The sequence below is a fragment of the Streptomyces sp. NPDC024698 genome (assembly GCF_055559015.1).
Window position 1 is genome coordinate 56,107 of record NZ_JBVHLK010000017.1, and the last position, 20,708, is coordinate 76,814.

General features: G+C 73.4%; 15 protein-coding genes and 1 riboswitch. Of the genes, 11 read left to right on the forward strand and 4 right to left on the reverse strand.

The window, feature by feature from the left end; translation table 11 throughout:
- Nucleotides 1–173: 173 nt before the first annotated feature.
- Nucleotides 174–1,772: an ABC-F family ATP-binding cassette domain-containing protein gene (locus ACZ4AA_RS29010; protein WP_467609283.1), complete on the reverse strand. Its 1,599-nt coding sequence runs from the start codon at nucleotides 1,770–1,772 to the stop codon at nucleotides 174–176.
- 257 nt (nucleotides 1,773–2,029) lie between these two features.
- On the opposite strand from ACZ4AA_RS29010, the gene ypfJ reads away from it, so the two are divergent.
- Nucleotides 2,030–2,920, forward strand: coding sequence for a KPN_02809 family neutral zinc metallopeptidase (gene ypfJ / locus ACZ4AA_RS29015; RefSeq protein WP_467609476.1), 891 nt, complete (start codon nucleotides 2,030–2,032; stop codon nucleotides 2,918–2,920).
- A 95-nt stretch (nucleotides 2,921–3,015) separates the two neighbouring features.
- Nucleotides 3,016–3,429: a VOC family protein gene (locus ACZ4AA_RS29020; RefSeq protein ID WP_467609285.1), complete on the forward strand. Its 414-nt coding sequence runs from the start codon at nucleotides 3,016–3,018 to the stop codon at nucleotides 3,427–3,429.
- A 51-nt stretch (nucleotides 3,430–3,480) separates the two neighbouring features.
- On the opposite strand, the gene ACZ4AA_RS29025 is transcribed toward ACZ4AA_RS29020, so the two are convergent.
- The 3 genes from ACZ4AA_RS29025 to ACZ4AA_RS29035 all read right to left on the reverse strand — a co-directional run bounded on the left by ACZ4AA_RS29025 (nucleotide 3,481) and on the right by ACZ4AA_RS29035 (nucleotide 7,171).
- A complete protein-coding gene (locus tag ACZ4AA_RS29025; RefSeq protein WP_467609287.1) occupies nucleotides 3,481–4,890 on the reverse strand; it encodes a hypothetical protein in 1,410 nt (469 codons plus the stop codon).
- Between the two features lie 201 nt (nucleotides 4,891–5,091).
- A complete protein-coding gene (locus ACZ4AA_RS29030; RefSeq protein ID WP_467609289.1) occupies nucleotides 5,092–6,219 on the reverse strand; it encodes an alpha/beta hydrolase family protein in 1,128 nt (375 codons plus the stop codon).
- A 220-nt stretch (nucleotides 6,220–6,439) separates the two neighbouring features.
- Entirely contained in the window at nucleotides 6,440–7,171 is a 732-nt protein-coding gene (locus ACZ4AA_RS29035; protein ID WP_467609291.1) for a class II aldolase/adducin family protein, read from the reverse strand.
- A gap of 494 nt (nucleotides 7,172–7,665) precedes the next feature.
- Between ACZ4AA_RS29035 and ACZ4AA_RS29040 the strand changes: the two genes are divergently transcribed.
- From ACZ4AA_RS29040 to cobI, 9 genes are all read left to right on the forward strand, one after another.
- Entirely contained in the window at nucleotides 7,666–8,907 is a 1,242-nt protein-coding gene (locus tag ACZ4AA_RS29040; RefSeq protein WP_467609293.1) for an inorganic phosphate transporter, read from the forward strand.
- 19 nt (nucleotides 8,908–8,926) lie between these two features.
- Nucleotides 8,927–9,145, forward strand: a complete 219-nt coding sequence (locus ACZ4AA_RS29045) for a hypothetical protein (protein WP_339128573.1) — start codon at nucleotides 8,927–8,929, stop codon at nucleotides 9,143–9,145.
- A 164-nt stretch (nucleotides 9,146–9,309) separates the two neighbouring features.
- Nucleotides 9,310–9,450, forward strand: a riboswitch (cobalamin riboswitch).
- A 107-nt stretch (nucleotides 9,451–9,557) separates the two neighbouring features.
- Nucleotides 9,558–10,553 (forward strand): cobalamin biosynthesis protein, encoded by a 996-nt coding sequence (locus tag ACZ4AA_RS29050; RefSeq protein ID WP_467609295.1) that lies wholly within the window; start codon nucleotides 9,558–9,560, stop codon nucleotides 10,551–10,553.
- Nucleotides 10,550–12,145 carry a cobyric acid synthase gene (locus ACZ4AA_RS29055; RefSeq protein WP_467609297.1) on the forward strand — a complete coding sequence of 532 codons (1,596 nt, stop codon included), beginning with the start codon at nucleotides 10,550–10,552 and terminating at the stop codon, nucleotides 12,143–12,145. Before ACZ4AA_RS29050 ends, ACZ4AA_RS29055 begins: the two co-directional genes overlap by 4 nt.
- Nucleotides 12,142–15,795 carry a cobaltochelatase subunit CobN gene (gene cobN / locus ACZ4AA_RS29060; protein WP_467609299.1) on the forward strand — a complete coding sequence of 1,218 codons (3,654 nt, stop codon included), beginning with the start codon at nucleotides 12,142–12,144 and terminating at the stop codon, nucleotides 15,793–15,795. Before ACZ4AA_RS29055 ends, cobN begins: the two co-directional genes overlap by 4 nt.
- Nucleotides 15,792–17,837 carry a putative cobaltochelatase gene (locus ACZ4AA_RS29065; protein WP_467609301.1) on the forward strand — a complete coding sequence of 682 codons (2,046 nt, stop codon included), beginning with the start codon at nucleotides 15,792–15,794 and terminating at the stop codon, nucleotides 17,835–17,837. Before cobN ends, ACZ4AA_RS29065 begins: the two co-directional genes overlap by 4 nt.
- Nucleotides 17,837–18,436, forward strand: coding sequence for a cob(I)yrinic acid a,c-diamide adenosyltransferase (gene cobO / locus ACZ4AA_RS29070; RefSeq protein WP_398401721.1), 600 nt, complete (start codon nucleotides 17,837–17,839; stop codon nucleotides 18,434–18,436). Before ACZ4AA_RS29065 ends, cobO begins: the two co-directional genes overlap by 1 nt.
- Nucleotides 18,436–19,938 (forward strand): cobyrinate a,c-diamide synthase, encoded by a 1,503-nt coding sequence (locus tag ACZ4AA_RS29075; RefSeq protein WP_467609304.1) that lies wholly within the window; start codon nucleotides 18,436–18,438, stop codon nucleotides 19,936–19,938. The genes cobO and ACZ4AA_RS29075 overlap by 1 nt, the downstream gene beginning before the upstream one ends.
- Entirely contained in the window at nucleotides 19,935–20,684 is a 750-nt protein-coding gene (cobI, locus tag ACZ4AA_RS29080) for a precorrin-2 C(20)-methyltransferase (protein ID WP_467609307.1), read from the forward strand. The genes ACZ4AA_RS29075 and cobI overlap by 4 nt, the downstream gene beginning before the upstream one ends.
- The last annotated feature ends 24 nt before the right edge of the window (nucleotides 20,685–20,708 follow it).

The following is a 20,708-nucleotide window of genomic DNA, read 5'->3' on the forward strand; positions in this document are numbered from 1 at the left end:
ACGGCCGAGCCCTTGGGAACAAAGGACTCGGCCGTGAAATCGATGTACGACACACCCCGGTACGAGGAGATCTCACACAGATGATGGATCACGGATCGGCCGAATGATCCATACGCAGTGGATCAGTCAATCGATCACGGGGCGGCGACCCCCTCCGGGAGGCCGCGCGGGGCTCAGGCGAGGGCCACCAGGTCGGCGTAGTCGGCGCCCCACAGGTCCTCGACGCCGTCCGGCAGCAGGATGATCCGCTCCGGCTGGAGCGCCTCGACGGCACCCTCGTCGTGGGTGACGAGGACGACGGCTCCCTTGTAGGTGCGCAGCGCGCCGAGGATCTCCTCGCGGCTGGCCGGGTCGAGGTTGTTCGTCGGCTCGTCGAGGAGGAGGACGTTCGCGGACGAGACGACGAGGGTCGCCAGCGCGAGGCGGGTCTTCTCGCCGCCGGAGAGCACACCGGCGGGCTTGTCGACGTCGTCGCCGGAGAACAGGAACGAGCCGAGCGTCTTGCGGACCTCGACCAGGTCCAGGTCGGGGGCGGCGGAGCGCATGTTCTCCAGGACCGTGCGCTCGGGGTCGAGGGTCTCGTGCTCCTGCGCGTAGTAGCCGAGCTTGAGGCCGTGGCCCTCGATGACCTCTCCGGTGTCGGGCTTCTCGGCACCGCCGAGGAGGCGCAGGAGGGTCGTCTTGCCGGCGCCGTTCAGGCCGAGGATGACGACGCGGGAGCCCTTGTCGATGGCCAGGTCGACGTCGGTGAAGATCTCCAGGGAGCCGTACGACTTCGACAGCCCCTCGGCCATGAGCGGGGTCTTGCCGCAGGGCGAGGGCTCGGGGAAGCGCAGCTTGGCGACCTTGTCGGAGACACGGACGGCGTCAAGGCCGGCGAGCAGCCGGTCGGCGCGCTTGGCCATGTTCTGCGCGGCGACCGTCTTGGTGGCCTTCGCGCGCATCTTGTCGGCCTGCGCGTTCAGCGCGGCGGCCTTCTTCTCGGCGTTCTGGCGCTCGCGCTTGCGGCGCTTCTCGTCGGCCTCGCGCTGCTGCTGGTAGAGCTTCCAGCCCATGTTGTAGACGTCGATCGTGGCGCGGTTGGCGTCGAGGTAGAACACCTTGTTCACGACCGTCTCGACCAGGTCGACGTCGTGGGAGATCACGATGAAGCCGCCGCGGTAGGTCTTCAGGTAGTCGCGCAGCCAGACGATGGAGTCGGCGTCGAGGTGGTTCGTCGGCTCGTCGAGCAGCAGGGTGTCGGCGTCTGAGAAGAGGATGCGGGCCAGCTCGATACGACGGCGCTGACCGCCCGAGAGGGTGTGCAGGGGCTGTCCGAGCACGCGGTCGGGCAGGTTGAGCGCGGCGGCGATGGTCGCGGCCTCGGCCTCGGCGGAGTACCCGCCCTTGGTCAGGAACTCCGTCTCCTGGCGCTCGTACTGCCGCAGGGCCTTCTCGCGGGTCGCCCCCGCGCCGTTGGCGATGCGCTGTTCGTTCTCGCGCATCTTGCGGATCAGGACGTCCAGGCCGCGGGCCGACAGGACGCGGTCGCGGGCGAGGATGTCGAGGTCGCCGGTGCGGGGGTCCTGCGGGAGGTAACCGACCTCGCCGGAGCGGGCGACGGCTCCCGCGGCGGGCTGGCCCTCGCCCGCGAGGACCTTGGTGAGCGTCGTCTTGCCCGCGCCGTTGCGGCCGACCAGGCCGATGCGGTCGCCCTTCGTGATGCGGAAGGTGGCGGACTCGATGAGGATGCGGGCACCGGCGCGCAGCTCGATACCGGAGGCGGAGATCACGGACAGACTCCAGAGCGGGATTGGTGGCGGGGTGGGCGGCTGAGGCGTTCCCGCCGTCTAGTGCGCGAGGAGAATGGCCATGGGCCAAGTCTAACGGGGCCGTGCAACCACTTTTCCGGTGCGCACTGTGACGCTCGCCCCCTTCGCGGACGCTCCGGCCGCCCGGAGCCGGTGTCGCCCGTTCGGACCGCGGGCCGGGGCCGGGGGTCGCGAAGCGTACGAGGATGGCGTCACGGAGCGACGAAAGCGGTGTGCTCATGCGGTTCGACGACGACGCCGGTCTGGACACCTCCGAGGTCCAGGACCGGCGCGGCAGTCGTGTCCCCGGCGGCAGGGCGACCATCGGCGGCGGTCTCGCCGGTCTCGTCGCCCTGGTCATCGGACTGCTCTTCGGGGTGGGTCCCGACCAGCTCGGGCTCTCCTCGGGCGGCGACGAGCCCGGCGCGACCGCCTCCTCCCTCGCGCAGTTGCAGCAGACCTGCCGGACGGGACGCGACGCCAACGCCCGGGAGGACTGCCGGACCGTGGCGGTGGTCAACAGCGTCCAGGACTACTGGACCCGTGAGTTCGCGCGCCGGGGCGGCACCTACACCCGCGCCCCGACGGTGTTCTTCGGCGGCCGGGTGAACACGGCGTGCGGCGCCGCGTCCTCGGCCGTCGGGCCCTTCTACTGCCCGGCCGACCGCAAGGTCTATCTGGACCTCGGCTTCTTCGACGATCTTCGGACGAAGTTCGGCTCAAGCGGCGGGCCGTTCGCGCAGGCCTATGTCGTGGCGCACGAGTACGGGCATCACGTGCAGAACCTGACGGGCACGCTGGGCCGCTCGCAGGACGGCGTGACCGGCGCGAACAGCAACGCGGTGAGGACCGAGCTCCAGGCCGACTGCTACGCGGGGGTGTGGGCGCGGCACGCGACCACCACGCCGTCCTCGTCGACGGGCAAGCCGTTGCTGACCTCGCTGACGGACACCGACATCCGTGACGGCCTCGACGCGGCGGCGGCTGTCGGCGACGACCGGATCCAGGCGAGGTACCAGGGCCGGGTGACGCCGGAGACCTGGACGCACGGGTCGGCCAAGCAGCGGCAGCAGTGGTTCTACCAGGGCTTCACCAGCGGTGACATGGCGCAGTGCAACACGTTCCGGTGAGCCGGACCGCCGGGCGCGGGGCGTTGTCAGTGGCCGGTGCCAGACTGGGCAGCGGATCGGAATCCGGCAGTTTGTGACGGGACGGAGTGATCGGTATGGCCGGCATGAACGGCGGGCGCCCGAGCATCTACCCCTCGATGCTGTACGCCGACGCGAAGGCGGCGATCAGGCAGCTCACGGAGGCCTTCGGCTTCACGGAGCTGGCTGTCTACGAGGGTGAGGACGGCTCGGTGATGCACGCCGAGCTGGTGCAGGGCAACGGCGCGGTGATGCTCGGGTCCAAGGGGCGCGGCGGCCGCTTCGACGAGGCGATGAAGAGCGCGGGCCCGTGCGGGGTGTACATCGTCGTGGACGACGTGGACGCGCACCACCAGCGGGCCGTGGACCACGGCGCGGAGATCCTGATGGCCCCGACCGACCAGGACTACGGCTCGCGGGACTACATGGCCCGCGATCTGGAGGGCAACATCTGGAGCTTCGGCACCTACGCCCCGGAGATAGGCGCGTAGGCCCGCTCCGGGGTCCGGCCGTCCGCGGTTCCGGGCGGGCGGCCGGTCCGGTCAGCTTCCTCCGGTGTGCACCTGGAAGGCGGCTCTGCGTACGGCCTTGGCGAGCGCCGGGTCCGGGTGGGCGGCGGCGAGCGCGACGAGCACCTGCACCGTGCGCGGGTGTCCGACCGCCCGTACCTCGTCGAGGAGCGCGGGGACGGTGGGCTGGACCGCGGATTCCAGGTGCCGGACGAGGAGCGGGGCCTCGCCGTGGTCGGCGACGGCGGCGGCGGTGTCGACCCACAGCCAGGTGGACTCGGCGCGGGTGAGGACCTCGTGGGCGTCCTCGGGGTCGTAGCCGTCGTGCTCGGCGAGCCAGAGCAGGGCGTAGGGGCGCAGCGGGGTCTCCTCGACCACGGCGCGCACGTCGGGCTCGGCGGGGGCGCCGACCACGCGCAGCGCCTCGAAGGCGAGGCCCCGGGTGAGGGCGTCCTCGCCGCGGGCCGCGGCGATCAGTTCGGTGACGGCGCCGCCGACCGTGCGGGCGGCGAGCCAGGCCCGGTACTCGGCGCGGGCGGCGTTGGGGCGGAGCTGGGCGCAGCCGCGGAGCATGTCCTCGGCGGACTGCTCGATGTTCCCCGCGGGGCTCTGGGCGGCGACGCAGATCTGTTCCAGCTTGACCCAGACCGCCCAGCTGCCGAGCGCGGTGAGGGTGGCCTGTCCCTCGCCGTAGGTCAGCGCGCCGACGGAGGCGAGGGCTTCGAGGGCCCAGTCGAGGAGCGGAGCGAGGGGGGCGTCCGGGATCTCGGCCGGCACCGGGGCGGGGTCGGTTCCGGGGTCGGGGCCGTAGGAGATCTCGCAGCGCTCGGTGCGCAGTTCCGTGACGCGCTGTCCGAGGAGGTCGAGCAGCTGGTCCACGGGGACGGGTCCGGCGGAGAGCTGGAGGAAGGAGAGGACCTGGGGCATCGCGGAGACGACCTCGGCGACGGCCGCGGGCTCGCGGTCGGCCGGTTCGGGGTAGGCGAGGGACCAGGCGTCGAACAGGGCGACCCAGCCGCGCAGGACGGCGCTGTCGTCGCGGCTCCAGGCGCGCAGCCGCCATCCCGGGCGGGCGTCGCCGCCGTGCACCTCGATGAGGCCGGCCAGGCGTGCGGTGTCCCAGTCGGCGCGTACCTGGACCGGGGTCAGTCCGAGGTCCGTGGCGGCCCGCTCGGCCGTGGCGTCGGAGAGGGTGCCCTTCCCGTCGGGGTTCGCGCCGTCGCGCCCCGGGCGCAGGGCGGCGTCGGCCCAGCGCGCCACGCGGGCCGCGTCGGACAGGCCGGTGCGCGCCATGCGGGCGAGCTCGGCGGGCGGCGGTGTGCCTTCCGGCGGGCGCGGGGCGGGGCGGCGGGTGCGGCGCTGGGTCACCGCTCGGGGAGCGGTCGCGAGGGACCGCGGGCTGACGAGTCGGAGCCTGGAGTCGCGCGGGTTACGGGACGTCACGGGTGCAGTCTTGCGGTTGACAGTCCGAAAACCCAAACGGAATGCCCTCGCAGGCCACGGGGGCGCCGGGAGAGGGGCCCCGCCGGGGTGCCCGGAACGCGGGAAAGAGGTCCGCGCGGAGTTGTCCCGGCCCCGACCGGAAGCCCTTGCCCGCGCCGGCTCCGCGGGCCGTTCCGGTCGCTGTCGGCGGGGCGCCGGGGCCTACATCAGGGGGGTGAGGAAGCGGCGCAGGGCTTCTTCGTAGCCGGCCGGATCGGCGTTCCACATGGCGCCGTGCGGGGCGTCGGGGACGGTGTGCAGGGTGACGAGGTCGGGGCGGCTCGCGGCCAGGCGGCGGGAGGCGCCCCAGGGGGCGATCCGGTCGTCCGGGCCGTGCACCAGCAGGGTCGGCACCTTGACCTGGTCGGGGTGCGCGGCGTGCGCGATGCGGTCTCCGCGTACGCCGGTGCGTCCCTGGGCGGCGCGCACCGCGAGCGGCAGCAGGAAGCCCGGGGTGTGGCGGGCGCCTGCGAGGGCGCGCAGCGTGGTCTCCCAGTCGAGCACCGGCGAGTCCAGGACGAGCCCGGAGATCCGCTCGCGCAGCGCGGAGTGGGCGGCGGCGCGCAGGGCCATGGTGGCGCCGGTGGACCAGCCGTACAGGACGACCCGCTCGGCGCCGAAGCGCACGGCGTAGCGGATGGCCGCGTCGAGGTCGCGCCACTCGGTCTCGCCGAGGTGGTTCAGGCCGTCCGGCGGGCGGGGTGCCCCGAGGTCGCCCCGGTAGGCCAGGTCGAGGACGGGGAAGTGCCGGTCGTTCAGGAAGCCCATCAGGTTCATGGGGTGTTCCCGGGTGGCGCCCAGGCCGTGGACGGTGATGACCCAGGTGTCGCGGACCGCGGGCACGAACCAGGCGGGGAGGGCTCCGAGTTCGCCGGGCACGTCGACGTCGGCGTGTTCGAGTCCGAGGGCGGACCCGGGGTCGCCGACGTACAGGTTCGGGGTGAGCCACACCTTGTCGCCGGGCTCCAGGGAGCCGTGCGTGACGCGTTCCAGGGTGCGCACGACGGTGTCGGCGGTGTGGGGCACGGAGTTCTGGAGGGGGCCGACGACCGCGTGGGAGCCGTCGCCGGCGAGGCCGTAGGTTCCCGGGCGCCGGGAGGCGAGGGCCCTGGTGAGGGTGATCCCGCCCGCCGTGGTCGCGTGCACGGTGAGCCGGGGCTCGGTGGGCAGGGGCTTGCCCGGCCTCGTCTTCAGCGCGGCGTCGCTGGCGAACCGGCCCGCCGCCACGGAGGCCGCGCCCGCGGCTATGGCTACGGTGACGGCCGCTGCCGTGGCTCTGAGAGTGCGCACCCGACCAGTTTCCCGGGGTACCCGGCCATCGGCCAGCGGAAGCGCCTCCAGGGGTGACACCCGACACTCGCCGACCGTCCACGCCTGGGCGACAGGGCGTGCGACCGGGCGGGGCGGCAGAGCGGCAGGGCGTGCGACCGGGCGCGGACGGTGGGGGACTCTGCGGCCGGGCGCTGGGGGTGGCGGGCTGTGGGGCGGCGCCGGGGAAGGCGCGCGGGGCTCACCCCTGTTGGCCGTAGCCCCTCAGCCGCTCCCCCGCGTCCGCCAGTTGCTCCGGTGAGAGCAGTGCGGGCGTGAGGCCGGGGACCGAGGAGGCCAGGAGCCAGACGCGGCACATCCATTCCAGCTGGGCCGTGCGGTCGTACGCCTGGTCCAGCGAGGCCCCGTGGGCGATCGTTCCGTGGTTCCTGAGGAGGCAGGCGGTGCGGCCGGCCAGGGCCCGGAGCGTGTTCTCGGCCAGTTCCGGAGTGCCGTAGGCCGCGTAGGGGGCGACGCGGACGGCGCCGCCCATGGCCGCCGCCATGTAGTGGACGAGCGGGAGTTCGGGGACCAGGAGCGAGACGGCCGTCGCGTGCGGAGCGTGGGTGTGGACGACGGCCCGTGCCCGAGTGGCGCGGTACACGGCGAGGTGCATCGGCAGTTCGCTGGTCGGGCGCAGAGAGCCGAGGACCTGCCGGCCGTCGAGACCGACGCCGACGATGTCCTCGGGTGCGAGCCGGTCGTAGGGCACGCCCGTGGGGGTGACGAGGACGGTGTCGCCGACGCGGACGGAGACGTTGCCCGAGGTGCCGACGACCAGCCCGTCGGCGACCGTGCGGCGGGCCGTGGAGACCAGTTCGTCCCAGGCCCGCCGAAGGGCGTCCCGCGCGTGGGCCGAGGACGGTTCGCGGGGCTCGCCCGTCGTCCGCCCGAGCTCGTGTCCGTCCCGGGTGTCCCGGTGCCGCTCCGTCATGACGCGATCCTGCCAGGCACGGCCGTCCCCGCACCCCCGGCGGGCGGGCTCCGGGACGTGGACGACCCGCCAAGAGCCCCCGGCTGTATGTGATTTGAGTCACATCACATCGTCGGATCGCCGACACTGTCCGGGTCGGACATTTGCCACGGATCACACCCCGTGGTCGACCCATTACGATCCCGCACATACCCGGACACCCTCCATCGGGCGACCTCCTCGGACCCCCGGAGGGTGTGACGACGGCTACAGCCTGGGCGTGACCGGGATCTCGTCACCCGAACCCCCCTCGGCCCGGGCGGTGAAACCCGGACGCGGACCCCAAGCGGAGTACGGAATTCCGCATCCGTTCGAACCTGCTCGATCACGCCTCGACACAAGCGGAATGTCATTCCACTGTTCGGGACACCATGAGGCCCGACCCAGTTCATCTTCCGTTCACCCAGGTTGCCTACGGTCCACCTGCCACTGACGTCCAACAGAAGCCTGGGTAAATGGAACACATCACGCTCCTCCTCGGAATCGTGATCGTCACCGCTCTCGTGTTCGATTTCACGAACGGTTTCCACGACACCGCCAACGCGATGGCCACCACCATCTCGACCGGCGCACTCAAGCCCAAGGTCGCGGTGGCCATGTCCGCCGCCCTCAACCTTGTCGGCGCCTTCCTCTCCGTCGAGGTCGCCAACACGATCTCCAAGGGCCTCGTCGACGAGTCGGGCATCCGGCCGGAGGTGATCTTCGCGGCGCTCGTCGGCGCGATCCTCTGGAACCTGGTGACGTGGCTCGTCGGACTTCCGTCCAGCTCCTCGCACGCCCTCATGGGCGGCCTGGTCGGCGCCACCATCGCCTCCGCCGGTACCGGCGCCGTGCACGGTGACGTCCTGGTCGGCAAGGTGCTCCTGCCCGCCGTCGCGGCCCCGATCGTCGCCGGTCTGGCCGCCATGTTCGCCACCCGGCTGTCGTACAAGCTGAGCGGTGACACCGACACCAAGGCCACGAAGAAGGGCTACCGCGCCGGCCAGATAGCCTCCGCGGGCCTGGTCTCGCTGGCCCATGGCACCAACGACGCGCAGAAGACGATGGGCATCATCACCCTGGCCCTGGTCGCCGGTGGCGCCGTCGCTCCCGACTCCGACCCGCCGGTCTGGGTCATCCTCTCCGCCGGTCTCGCGATCGCGCTCGGCACCTACCTGGGCGGCTGGCGCATCATCCGCACGATGGGCAAGGGCCTGACCGACCTCCAGCCGCAGCAGGGCTTCGCCGCCCAGACCAGCGCGGCCACGGTCATCCTGGCCTCGTCGCACATCGGCTTCTCCCTCTCCACCACGCACTCGGTCTCCGGTTCCGTGATGGGCGCGGGCCTCGGCCGCAAGGGCGGTGTGGTCCGCTGGTCCACCGCCACCCGCATGGTCGTCGCCTGGGTCCTCACCCTGCCCGCCGCCGCCCTGGTCGGCGCCGGCGCCGAATGGGTGACCGGTTTCGGCGCCTGGGGCACCGCGCTCGTGGCCGCCTTCCTGGTGGGTTCCAGCTTCGCGATCTGGCGCCGCTCGCGCCGCGAGGTGATCGACCACAGCAACGTGAACGACACCGAGGAGCCCGCCGGAGTGGTGACGCAGGCCATCGCCGCGGTCACCCCGCCCCCGGCCGGTTCCGTGGCCGAAGGCCTCACGGCCACCATCCCGGCTCCGGCGGAGCCCACGGCGAACCCGTCGGCTCCGTCCCGAGTGGCCTGAGACCAAAGGAAGCAACAGCATGAACATCGACTGGTCAGCCCTCGGGTCCGTCTTCGGGGTCAGCCTCGGAGTGACCGTGGCCCTCGTCGCCCTCTTCACCCTCGGCGTCGCCGGCCTCGCCAAGAAGGAGTCGGCCCAGGGCGGTTCCGCGGTCGCGGCGGCCACCGGCGCCTACGTCTGCTTCGCGGCCTGCGCCGCCGCGGTGGCGTACGGCATCTCACTGATCATCACCAAGTAGCCCGGCACCGGGGCCCGGTCACGACGAGTAGGTCCCGGCGGCCCGGAGCGGGCTGCGCCGAGCGGTACATACGCGTGGGGTGCGGGACGGATCACCGTCCCGCACCCCACGCGTATGTGGGCCTTCGCACACTGTCCCTCCGCAGGTCAACAGCCAGTTGACGGCCGTTCGCACCCCGTGGTGGACTGCCGGAGCCAAGTACGGCGGCATGAGAGGAAGCCGGTGCGAATCCGGCGCGGTCCCGCCACTGTCATCGGGGAAGAAACTCCCCGGGAGCCAGGAACTCTCACCGCCGGTCTCGTCGAACCAGGGCGTGGACACCCTGAGTGAGGACATATCGCCATGCGCGGCTGCCCGTTGCCCGTTTCGCTGAGTACGAGGGTTCCGCTCCACCCCACGGCCGGCTGACCCCGTGCGTGCCGATCGCGTCTTCGCGTACGGCGCCGCCGCCGGCCTTCTCGGTGACCTGCTGCTCGGCGATCCCGGCCGGGGGCATCCGGTCGCCGCGTTCGGGCACGCCGCGGCCGCCGTGGAGCGGATGCTGTGGCGGGACCACCGCGGGTGGGGCGCCCTGCACACCGCCGTCTGCGTGGGCGGCGCCACCGGACTGGCCGCGCTCGCGAGCCGTACCGTACGCCGCTCCCGTACCGCCTCGATCGCCCTGACCGCCGCCGCCACCTGGGCCGTCGTCGGAGGGACCTCGCTCGGCCGCGAGGCGCGCGGGATCGGCGGCGCGCTCGCGGCCGGTGACCTCGACGCGGCCCGGGAGCGGCTGCCGCATCTGTGCGGTCGCGATCCGCAGGCCCTGGACGCCGACGGCGTCGCGCGCGCCGTCGTCGAGTCCGTGGCCGAGAACACCTCCGACGCCGTCGTCGGCGCCCTGGTCTGGGGCGCCGTCGCCGGTGTGCCCGGACTCGTCGCCTTCCGCGCCGTGAACACCCTCGACGCCATGGTCGGACACAAGTCGCCCCGCCACCGGCGCTACGGCTGGGCCTCGGCCCGGCTCGACGACGTCGCCGGCTGGCCGGGGGCCCGGCTGACCGCCGTCCTCGCGGCCGTGGCCGGATCCGACCCGCGCGGTGCCGTACGCGCCTGGCGCGCGGACGCCCGCCGGCATCCGAGCCCCAACGCCGGTCCCGTGGAGGCCTCGTTCGCGGGCGCGCTCGGGGTACGGCTCGGCGGCACCCTCGCGTACGGCGGACGGGTCGAGCACCGGCCCGTGCTCAACGGCACGGGGCGGGCCGTCCAGGTCCACGACATCGAACGGGCCGTACGGCTCTCCCGGCGGGTCGGCTGGCTCGCGCTCGGGGTGAGCGCCGCGGCCCGGATCCTGCTCACCGGAGCCGGACGGGACCCGGTTCCGGTTCCGGTTCCGGTTCCGTCCACCAGGAAGGGGCGCACCGCATGAGCGGCGGGCTGCTGATCGCCGGGACCACCTCCGATGCGGGCAAGAGCGTCGTGACCGCCGGGATCTGCCGGTGGCTGGTGCGCCAGGGCGTCAAGGTCGCGCCCTTCAAGGCGCAGAACATGTCGCTGAACTCGTTCGTGACCCGCGAGGGCGCCGAGATCGGGCGGGCGCAGGCCATGCAGGCGCAGGCCGCCCGGGTGGAGCCGACCGCGCTGATGAATCCCGTGCTGCTCAAGCCGGGCGGCGACCGCACCAGCCAGGTCGTCCTGATGGGCAGGCCGGTGGGCGAGATGAGCGCGCGCGGGTTCTTCGGGACGGCCGGGTCCATGACGGACCCCTCGTCGGGCACCGCCCCGACCGGGGACCGGCTGAGCGGGGGGCACCGGGAGGCACTCCTCGCGACCGTCCTCGACTGTCTGGAGCAGTTGCGGGGCACGTATGACGCGGTGATCTGCGAGGGGGCCGGCAGTCCGGCCGAGATCAATCTGCGGCGTACCGACATCGTGAACATGGGGGTGGCGCGCAACGCGGGGCTTCCGGTGCTCGTCGTCGGCGACATCGACCGGGGCGGGGTGTTCGCCTCGTTCTTCGGGACGGTCGCGCTGCTGTCCCCCGAGGACCAGGCGCTCGTCGCCGGGTTCCTCGTCAACAAGTTCCGCGGTGACGTCAGCCTGCTGGAGCCCGGCCTCGACATGCTGCACGGCCTGACCGGGCGGCGCACCTACGGGGTGCTGCCCTTCCGGCACGGACTCGGCATCGACGAGGAGGACGGGCTGCGGGTCTCGCTGCGCGGGGCCGTCCGCGAGTCCGTCGTCTCCTCCCCCGTCGGCGCGGACGTCCTGCGGGTCGCCGTCTGCGCGGTCCCGCTGATGTCCAACTTCACGGACGTGGACGCGCTGGCCGCCGAACCGGGTGTCGTCGTGCGGTTCGTGGACCGGGCCGAGGAACTGGCCGACGCGGACCTGGTCGTCGTGCCCGGGACCCGGGGCACCGTCGGGGCGCTCCGGTGGCTGCGCGAACGCGGCCTCGCGGACGCCCTCGCGCGCCGGGCCGCCGAGGGGCGGCCCGTCCTCGGCATCTGCGGCGGCTACCAGCTCCTCGGCGAGTCCATCGAGGACGACGTCGAGTCCCGGGCCGGCCGGGTCGAAGGGCTCGGACTCCTGCCCGTACGCGTGCGGTTCGCGCGGGAGAAGACGCTGGCGCGTCCGGTCGGCGAGGCCCTCGGCGAGCACGTCGAGGGCTACGAGATCCACCATGGCGTCGCCGAGGTCACCGGCGGCGAGACCTTCATGTCCGACGCCGCGGGAGCGGCCCTGGACGGCTGCCGGGTCGGCTCCGTCCGGGGCACGCACTGGCACGGCTCCCTGGAGTCGGACGGATTCAGACGGGCCTATCTGCGCGAGGTGGCCGCCGCCGCGGGCCGCCGCTTCGTGCCGGCCCCCGACACGTCGTTCGCGGCGCTGCGCGAGGAGCAGCTCGACCGGCTCGGCGACCTGATCGAGGAACACGCGGACACGGACGCGCTGTGGCGGCTCATCGAGTCCGGCGCGCCACGAGGACTGCCCTTCATTCCACCGGGAGCACCCGCATGAGCACTGTGTTGTTGTTGTCGACCGCCGACACGGATCTGCTGGCGGCCCGCGCCAGCGGCGCCGCCTACCGGATCGGCAATCCGACCCGGGTGGACGTCACCGGCGAACTGCCCGCGCTGGTCGAGGGCGCCGACCTGGCCGTCGTCCGGCTGCTCGGCGGGAAGCGGGCCTGGGAGGATGGGCTGGCCTTCCTGAAGGCGGCCGGGATCCCGACCGTGCTGCTGGGCGGCGAGTCCGTCCCGGACGCCGAGCTGATGGCCGAGTCGTCGGCTCCCGCCGGTGTGGTCGCGGAGGCGCTGCTCTATCTGGTCGAGGGCGGTCCGGCGAACCTCGGCGAGCTGGCCCGGTTCCTCTCCGACACCGTGCTGCTGACCGGCGAGGGCTTCGAGGAGCCGCACCGGACCGCCGAGTTCGGCGTCCACGGCGAGTTCGCGTACGTGGACGGCCGGCCGACGGTCGGTGTGCTGTTCTACCGGGCGCACGAACTGTCCGGGAACACCGGCTTCGTGGACACCCTGTGCGAGGCGATCGAGGCGCGCGGCGCCAACGCCCTTCCCGTGTACTGCGGTTCGCTGCGCGGAGCCGACCCCGGTCTGTACGAGATCCTGGGCCGGGCCGACGCGCTCGTCGCCACCGTCCTCGCCGCGGGCGGCACCCACGCCTCGCAGGCATCCGCGGGCGGCGACGAGGAGGCCTGGGACATCGGGGCCCTCGCCGACCTCGACATCCCGGTGCTCCAGGGTCTCTGCCTGACCTCGTCCAAGGCCGCCTGGGACGCCTCGGACGCCGCCCTGTCCCCCATGGACGCGGCGATGCAGGTCGCCATCCCGGAGTTCGACGGCCGTCTGATCACCGTGCCGTTCTCGTTCAAGGAACAGGGCCCGGACGACGTCCCCGTGTACGTCGCCGACCCCGAGCGGGCCGCCCGGGTCGCCGGAATCGCCCTGCGGCACGCGCGGTTGAAGCACAAGCCGAACGGCGAGAAGAAGCTCGGGATCGTCTTCACCGCCTACCCCACCAAGCACTCGCGGGTCGGCAACGCGGTCGGCCTCGACACCCCCGCCTCCGCCGTACGGGTCCTCGACGCGCTCCGCGACGCGGGCTACGCCCTCACCCCATACCCCGACAACGGCGACGAGTTGATCCACCGCCTGATCGCTGCCGGCGGCCACGACGTGGAGTGGCTGACCGAGGAGCAGCTCGCCGCCGCCCCGGCGCGGGTGCCGCTCGCCGACTACCGGGCCTGGTTCGACACCCTCGACCCCGCCCTGCGCGAGGGCATGCTGGAGGCCTGGGGCGAGCCGCCGGGCTCCCTCTACACCGACGGCGACGACATCGTCCTGGCATGCCTGGAGTTCGGGAACGTCGTCGTGATGATCCAGCCGCCACGCGGCTTCGGGGAGAACCCGATCGCGATCTACCACGACCCCGACATGCCGCCCTCGCACCACTACATGGCCGCCTACCGCTGGCTGGAGAACAGTTTCGGCGCGGACGCCGTCGTGCACATGGGCAAGCACGGCACGATGGAGTGGCTGCCGGGCAAGGGGCTCGGGCTCAGTGGCGGCTGCGCGCCCGACGCGGTCCTCGGCGAACTCCCGCTGATCTACCCGTTCATCGTCAACGACCCCGGCGAGGGCACGCAGGCCAAGCGGCGCGGGCACGCCACCGTGGTCGACCACCTCGTGCCGCCGATGGCCCGCGCCGACACCTACGGCGACCTCGCGAAGCTGGAACAGCTCCTCGACGAGTACGCGCTCGTGTCCGACCTGGACCCGACGAAGGCCCCGGCGGTCCGCGCGCAGATCTGGACCCTGGTCAAGGCGGCCGAGCTCCACCACGACCTGCATGTCGACGAGCAGCCGGACGACGGCGACTTCGACTCCTTCGTCATGCACATCGACGGCTACCTCTGCGAGATCAAGGATGTGCAGATCCGTGACGGTCTGCACATCCTGGGCGGCGGCCCGGAGGCCGAACCGCGGGTGAACCTGGTGCTGGCCGTGCTGCGCGCCGCGCAGGTGTGGGGCGGCGCGGCGAACGCGCTGCCCGGTCTGCGCGCCGCGCTCGCCGAGCATTTCGGCCTGGTGGAGAAGGAGTTGCTCGCCGAGCCGGGCGCCCCGGTCAAGGCGCCCGTCGAGCTGACCGACCTCGTGGAGGGCCCGGCCCGTTCGGCGGCCGACGCGATCGACCTGCTGGAGCAGCTGTGCCGCCGGGCGGCGCTCGGCATGGAGGAGCGGGGCTGGGATCCGGCCGCCGTGCCGGCGCTCGTGCGGGACGTCCTCGGCACCGAACTCCCCGACGCCGTCGCCGTGCTGGAGTTCGCCTGCCGCGAGGTGGTACCGCGGCTCGCCCGGACGACGGACGAGATCGGGCACATCCTCAAGGCCCTGAACGGCGGTTACGTCCCGGCGGGCCCCTCGGGCTCACCGACCCGCGGGCTCGTCAACGTCCTGCCGACCGGCCGCAACTTCTACTCGGTCGACCCCAAGGCCATTCCCTCCCGGCTCAGTTGGGAGGTCGGCCAGTCCCTCGCGGACTCGCTCGTCCAGCGCTACCTCCAGGACACCGGCGACTACCCGACATCGGTCGGGCTGACGGTGTGGGGCACGTCCGCCATGCGCACCCAGGGCGACGACATCGCGGAGATCCTCGCGCTGCTCGGCTGCCGCCCGGTGTGGGACGACGCGTCGCGGCGGGTCACCGGCTTCGAGATCGTCCCGCTGGACGAGCTCGGCCGCCCGCGCATCGACGTCACGGTCCGTATCTCCGGGTTCTTCCGGGACGCGTTCCCGCACGTGGTCGGGCTCCTGGACGACGCCGTCCGCGCGGTCGCCGAGCTGGACGAGCCCGCCGACCGGAACTTCGTGCGCAGGCACGCCGACGAGGACACCGCCGAGCACGGCGACCGGCGGCGCGCGACGGCCCGTATCTTCGGCTCCAAGCCGGGCGCGTACGGCGCCGGGCTGCTGCCGCTGATCGACGCCCGCAACTGGCGCTCGGACGCCGACCTCGCCGAGGTGTACGCCGTCTGGGGCGGCTACGCCTACGGGCGCGGGCTCGACGGGCGGGCCGCGCGCGGGGACATGGAGACGGCGTTCCGGCGGATCGCAGTGGCGGCGAAGAACGTCGACACCCGCGAGCACGACCTCGTGGACGCCGACGACTACTTCCAGTACCACGGCGGCATGGTCGCGATGGTCCGCCACCTCACCGGGGCCTCCCCCGAGGCGTACGTCGGGGACTCGGCCGTTCCCGACCAGGTGAAGACCCGCACGCTGGGCGAGGAGACGCACCGGGTCTTCCGGGCCCGTGTCGTCAACCCGCGCTGGATGGCGGCGATGCGCCGGCACGGCTACAAGGGCGCCTTCGAGATGGCGGCGACCGTGGACTACCTGTTCGGCTACGACGCCACCGCCGGGGTCGTGGACGACTGGATGTACGAGAAGCTCAGCGCGGAGTACGTCTTCGACGCGGAGAACCGGGACTTCATGAAGAAGTCCAACCCCTGGGCGCTGCGCGGGATCACCGAGCGGCTGCTGGAGGCCGCCGACCGCGGTCTGTGGGCCGAGCCGGACGCGGACACGCTGGAGCGGCTGCGCGCCACCTATCTGGAGCTCGAAGGCGACTTGGAGGGCGACGACCAGTGAGTACCCCGTTCCCGTTCACGGCGGTGGTCGGCCAGGACGACCTGCGGCTCGCGCTGCTGCTGAACGCCGTCTCGCCGGCCGTGGGCGGTGTACTGGTCCGCGGCGAGAAGGGCACCGCCAAGTCGACGGCGGTACGCGCCCTTTCGGCGCTGCTGCCGGAGGTGGCCGTCGTGCCCGGGTGCCGGTTCTCCTGCGACCCGGCCGCCGCCGACCCGGCCTGCCCGGACGGGCCGCACGAGGCCGGGACCGGGGCGCGACGCCCCGCCCGTATGGTCGAGTTGCCCGTCGGTGCCTCCGAGGACCGGCTGGTGGGCTCGCTCGACATCGAACGCGCCCTGGCCGAGGGCGTGAAGAGTTTCGAGCCCGGTCTCCTGGCTCAGGCCCACCGCGGCATCCTCTACGTCGACGAGGTCAACCTGCTCCACGACCACCTGGTCGACCTGCTGCTGGACGCGGCCGCGATGGGCGCCTCGTACGTGGAACGCGAGGGTGTCTCCGTACGGCACGCGGCGCGGTTCCTGCTCGTCGGGACCATGAATCCCGAAGAGGGCGAGCTGCGGCCGCAGTTGCTCGACCGGTTCGGGCTGACCGTCGAGGTCGCCGCCTCGCGCGAGCCCGACCAGCGGGTCGAGGTCGTCCGGCGGCGGCTGGCGTACGACGACGACCCGGCCGGTTTCGCGGGGCGCTGGGCCGACGAGGAGGCCGCCGTCCGGCAGCGGATCGTCGCGGCCCGGGAGTTGCTGCCACGGGTGCGGATCGGCGACGGCGCGCTGCGGCAGATCGCGGCGACCTGCGCGGCCTTCGAGGTGGACGGCATGCGCGCGGACATCGTGATGGCCAGGACCGCGACCGCGCTCGCCGCGTGGGCGGGGCGCACCGAGGTGCTCGCCGAGGACGTGCGGCAGGCGGCGCTGCTCGCGCTGCCCCACCGGCGTCGCCGCAATCCCTTCGACGCGCCCGGACTCGACGAGGACAAACTCGACGAGACGCTGGAGGAGTTCGGCGGCTCGGACGCGGACCAGGGCCAGGAGCAGGACCAGGACTCCTCCGGCGAGGACTCCTCGGACGACGACCCCGACCCGGACCCGGACGGGCCCGGCGGGGGCGGCCGGCCGCCGCAGGACGGACCGGACGACGGCTCCCCCGCCGGTGACGTCCCGGCCCAGGGCGAGCCCTCGGACGAGGGGAGGTCCCCGGCCGGTCAGGGCGGCGAGCAGGCGCCCGCACGGGCCGCCGAGCCCTTTCGCACGAAGATGCTGAGTGTGCCGGGTCTCGGTGAGGGCGCGGCCGGGCGGCGCTCGCGGGCGCGGACCGAGCACGGCCGGACGACCGGGGCACGGCGGCCCCGGGGAACGCTCACCAAGCTGCACCTGGCGGCGACCGTGCAGGCGGCCGCCCCGCACCAGCGGGCGCGTGGGCGCTCCGGGCCGGGCCTGGTGGTGCGCCGTGACGATCTGCGGCAGGCCACCCGCGAGGGCCGCGAGGGCAACCTCGTGCTGTTCGTGGTGGACGCCTCCGGTTCGATGGCCGCGCGGCAGCGGATGGGCGCCGTGAAGGGCGCCGTGCTGTCGCTGCTGCTCGACGCCTACCAGCGGCGGGACAAGGTGGGTCTGGTGACCTTCCGGGGCCGTGACGCGCAGGTCGTGCTGCCGCCGACGTCGTCGGTGGACGCGGCCGCGGCCCGCCTGGAGTCGCTGCCGACCGGCGGGCGCACCCCGCTGGCGGCCGGACTGCTCACCGCGCACGAGGTGCTGCGCGTGGAGCGGCTGCGCGATCCGGCGCGGCGGGCGCTGGTCGTGGTGGTGACGGACGGGCGGGCGACCGGCGGGCCCGAGCCGGTGGCGCTCGGGGCACGCGCGGCACGGCTGTTCGCCGCCGAGGGCACCGCCTCGGTGGTCGTGGACTGCGAGTCGGGACCCGTACGCCTCGGCCTGGCCGGGCGGTTGGCCGCGGATCTCGGCGGTACGGCGGTGACACTCGGCGAGTTGCGGGCGGACGCGATCGCCGGACTGGTGAAGGACGTACGAGGGAGGGCCGCCTAGTGCCGCAGGGACAGCCGAGTGTCGTACCGGAGGACGGACTGACGACTCGCCAGCGTCGTAACCGGCCGCTGGTCGTCGTGCACACGGGGATCGGCAAGGGCAAGTCCACCGCCGCGTTCGGGCTCGCGCTGCGCGCCTGGAACCAGGGGTGGCCCATCGGGGTGTTCCAGTTCGTCAAGTCGGCGAAGTGGAAGGTCGGCGAGGAGAACGCGCTGCGGGTGCTCGGGGCTTCGGGCGAGGGCGGGTCCGTCGACTGGCACAAGATGGGCGAGGGCTGGTCCTGGGTCCAGCGCGACGCGCAGATGGACAACGAGGAGAAGGCCCGCGAGGGCTGGGAGCAGGTCAAGCGCGACCTGGCCGCCGAGACGTACAAGCTGTACGTGCTCGACGAGTTCGCGTACCCGATGCACTGGGGCTGGATCGACACGGACGAGGTCGTCGCGGTGCTGCGGGACCGTCCCGGCACCCAGCATGTCGTGATCACCGGGCGCAACGCCCCGGAGAAACTGGTCGAGTTGGCCGATCTCGTGACCGACATGTCCAAGGTCAAGCATCCGATGGACGCGGGCCAGAAGGGCCAGAGGGGCATCGAGTGGTGATGTCCCGTGTTCCCCGGCTGGTCGTCGCCGCGCCCTCCTCGGGCAGCGGCAAGACGACCGTCGCCACGGGGCTGATGGCCGCGTTCGCCGCGCGGGGGCTCGCCGTGTCCCCGCACAAGGTGGGGCCCGACTACATCGACCCCGGGTATCACGCGCTCGCCACCGGGCGCGTGGGCCGCAATCTCGACGCGTACCTGTGCGGCACGGAACTGATCGGTCCGCTGTTCGCGCACGGGGCGCGCGGGTGCGATCTCGCGGTCGTCGAGGGCGTGATGGGGCTGTACGACGGGGCCGCGGGCGAGGGGGAGCTCGCGTCCACGGCGCAGGTGGCGAAGCTGCTGCGGGCGCCGGTGGTGCTGGTCGTCGACGCGTCCTCGCAGTCGCGGTCGGTGGCCGCGCTGGTGCACGGGTTCGCCTCTTGGGACCCCGAGGTGCGGATCGGGGGCGTGATCCTCAACAAGGTGGGGTCCGAGCGGCACGAGGCCATGCTCCGGGAGGCGCTGGACGCGTCCGGGGTGCCGTTGCTCGGGGTGCTGCGACGGGCGCCGCAGGTGGACACACCGTCCCGGCACCTCGGTCTCGTGCCGGTCGCCGAGCGGCGGGCGGAGGCGGTGGCGGCGGTCGCGGCGATGGCGGCACAGGTCGCCGAGGGGTGCGACCTGGACGCGCTGGCGGCGCTGGCGGGGAGTGCCGGCGCGTTGCCGGGTGCGGCCTGGGACGCGGCCGAGGCCGTCGACTCGCCCACCCACGACCACCCGACTCGCCCGGCCGAGAAGCCAGCGCCATCGGTGCCTGTCGCGGGCGCGGAAGCGGCCCCCGGCCGCCCGGCCGGACAGCGGAGGCCGCGGGTGGCCGTCGCGGGCGCGACCACGGCCCCCGGCCGCCCCGTCGGGCAGCGAGCGCCCCTGGTGGCCGTCGCCGGTGGGGAGGCGTTCACCTTCTCGTACGCCGAGCACGCCGAACTGCTCACCGCCGCCGGGGCCGAGGTCGTTTCCTTCGATCCGCTCCGCGACGAGCACCTGCCGGACGGGACCCGGGGTCTGGTCATCGGCGGCGGCTTCCCCGAGGTCTACGCGGCCGAGCTGTCCGCCAACGAGCCGCTGCGCAAGGCGGTCACCGAGCTGGCGACGGCCGGGGCGCCGGTCGCGGCCGAGTGCGCCGGGCTGCTCTATCTGTGCCGGGAACTGGACGGGCGGCCGATGTGCGGGGTGCTCGACGCGACCGCCCGGATGGACGCGCGGCTCACCCTCGGCTACCGGGACGCCGTGGCCCTCGGCGACAGCTCGCTCGCCGTGGCCGGCACCCGGATGCGCGGGCACGAGTTCCACCGCACGGTCGTGGAGCCGGGCGCCGGGGCCTCTCCCGCCTGGGGGATGCGCGCCCCCGAGCGGCGCGTCGAAGGATTCGTGCAGCAGGGCGTGCACGCGAGTTTTCTGCACACGCACTGGGCGTCCGAGCCCGGCGTGGCCCGTCGGTTCGTCGAGAGGTGCCTGACGTCATGAGCAGCAAGCTGATCGGGGTCGGGGTCGGCCCGGGCGACCCGGAGCTGGTGACCGTCAAGGGCGTCAACGCCCTGCGCGCCGCGGACGTCGTCGTCGTGCCCGTCATGGCCGCGCCGGACGGCGAGGACGGCGGCGAGCCGGGGCGGGCCGAGGCGACCGTCCTGCACTACGTGCCCGAGGAGAAGGTCGTCCGGGTGGTGTTCGCGCTCAACGAGCGCAGCGACCGGACGCGGCGCGAGGCGGCCTGGGACGCCGCGGGTGAGCGGGTCGCGGGCCTGCTCGGCCGGCACGGCACGGTCGCCTTCGCCACCATCGGGGACCCCAACGTGTACTCGACGTTCACGTATCTCGCCCACACGATCGGGGAGCTCGTGCCGGGCACGGTCGTGGAGACCGTGCCCGGCATCACCGCCATGCAGGACCTCGCCGCCCGGTCGGGTGCCGTCCTGACCGAGGGGACCGAGCCGCTCACGCTCGTCCCGGTGACCGCGGGCGCGGCCGTGCTCAAGGACGCCCTGAACGGGCCCGGCACGGTGGTCGCGTACAAGTTCGGGCGGCAGGCCGCCGAGGTGGCCGAGGCGCTGCGGGACAGCGGGCGCATCGACGACGCCGTCTGGGGGTCGGCGCTCGGTCTGGAGGACGAGTCGATCCGGCCGGCCGCCGAGCTGGACGGCGGACCGCTCCCGTATCTGTCGACGCTCATCGCGCCCGCGCGCCGCGACGGCACACGCGGCGGGAAGCTGTGACCCTCTCGCGCCCGGCGGACTTCC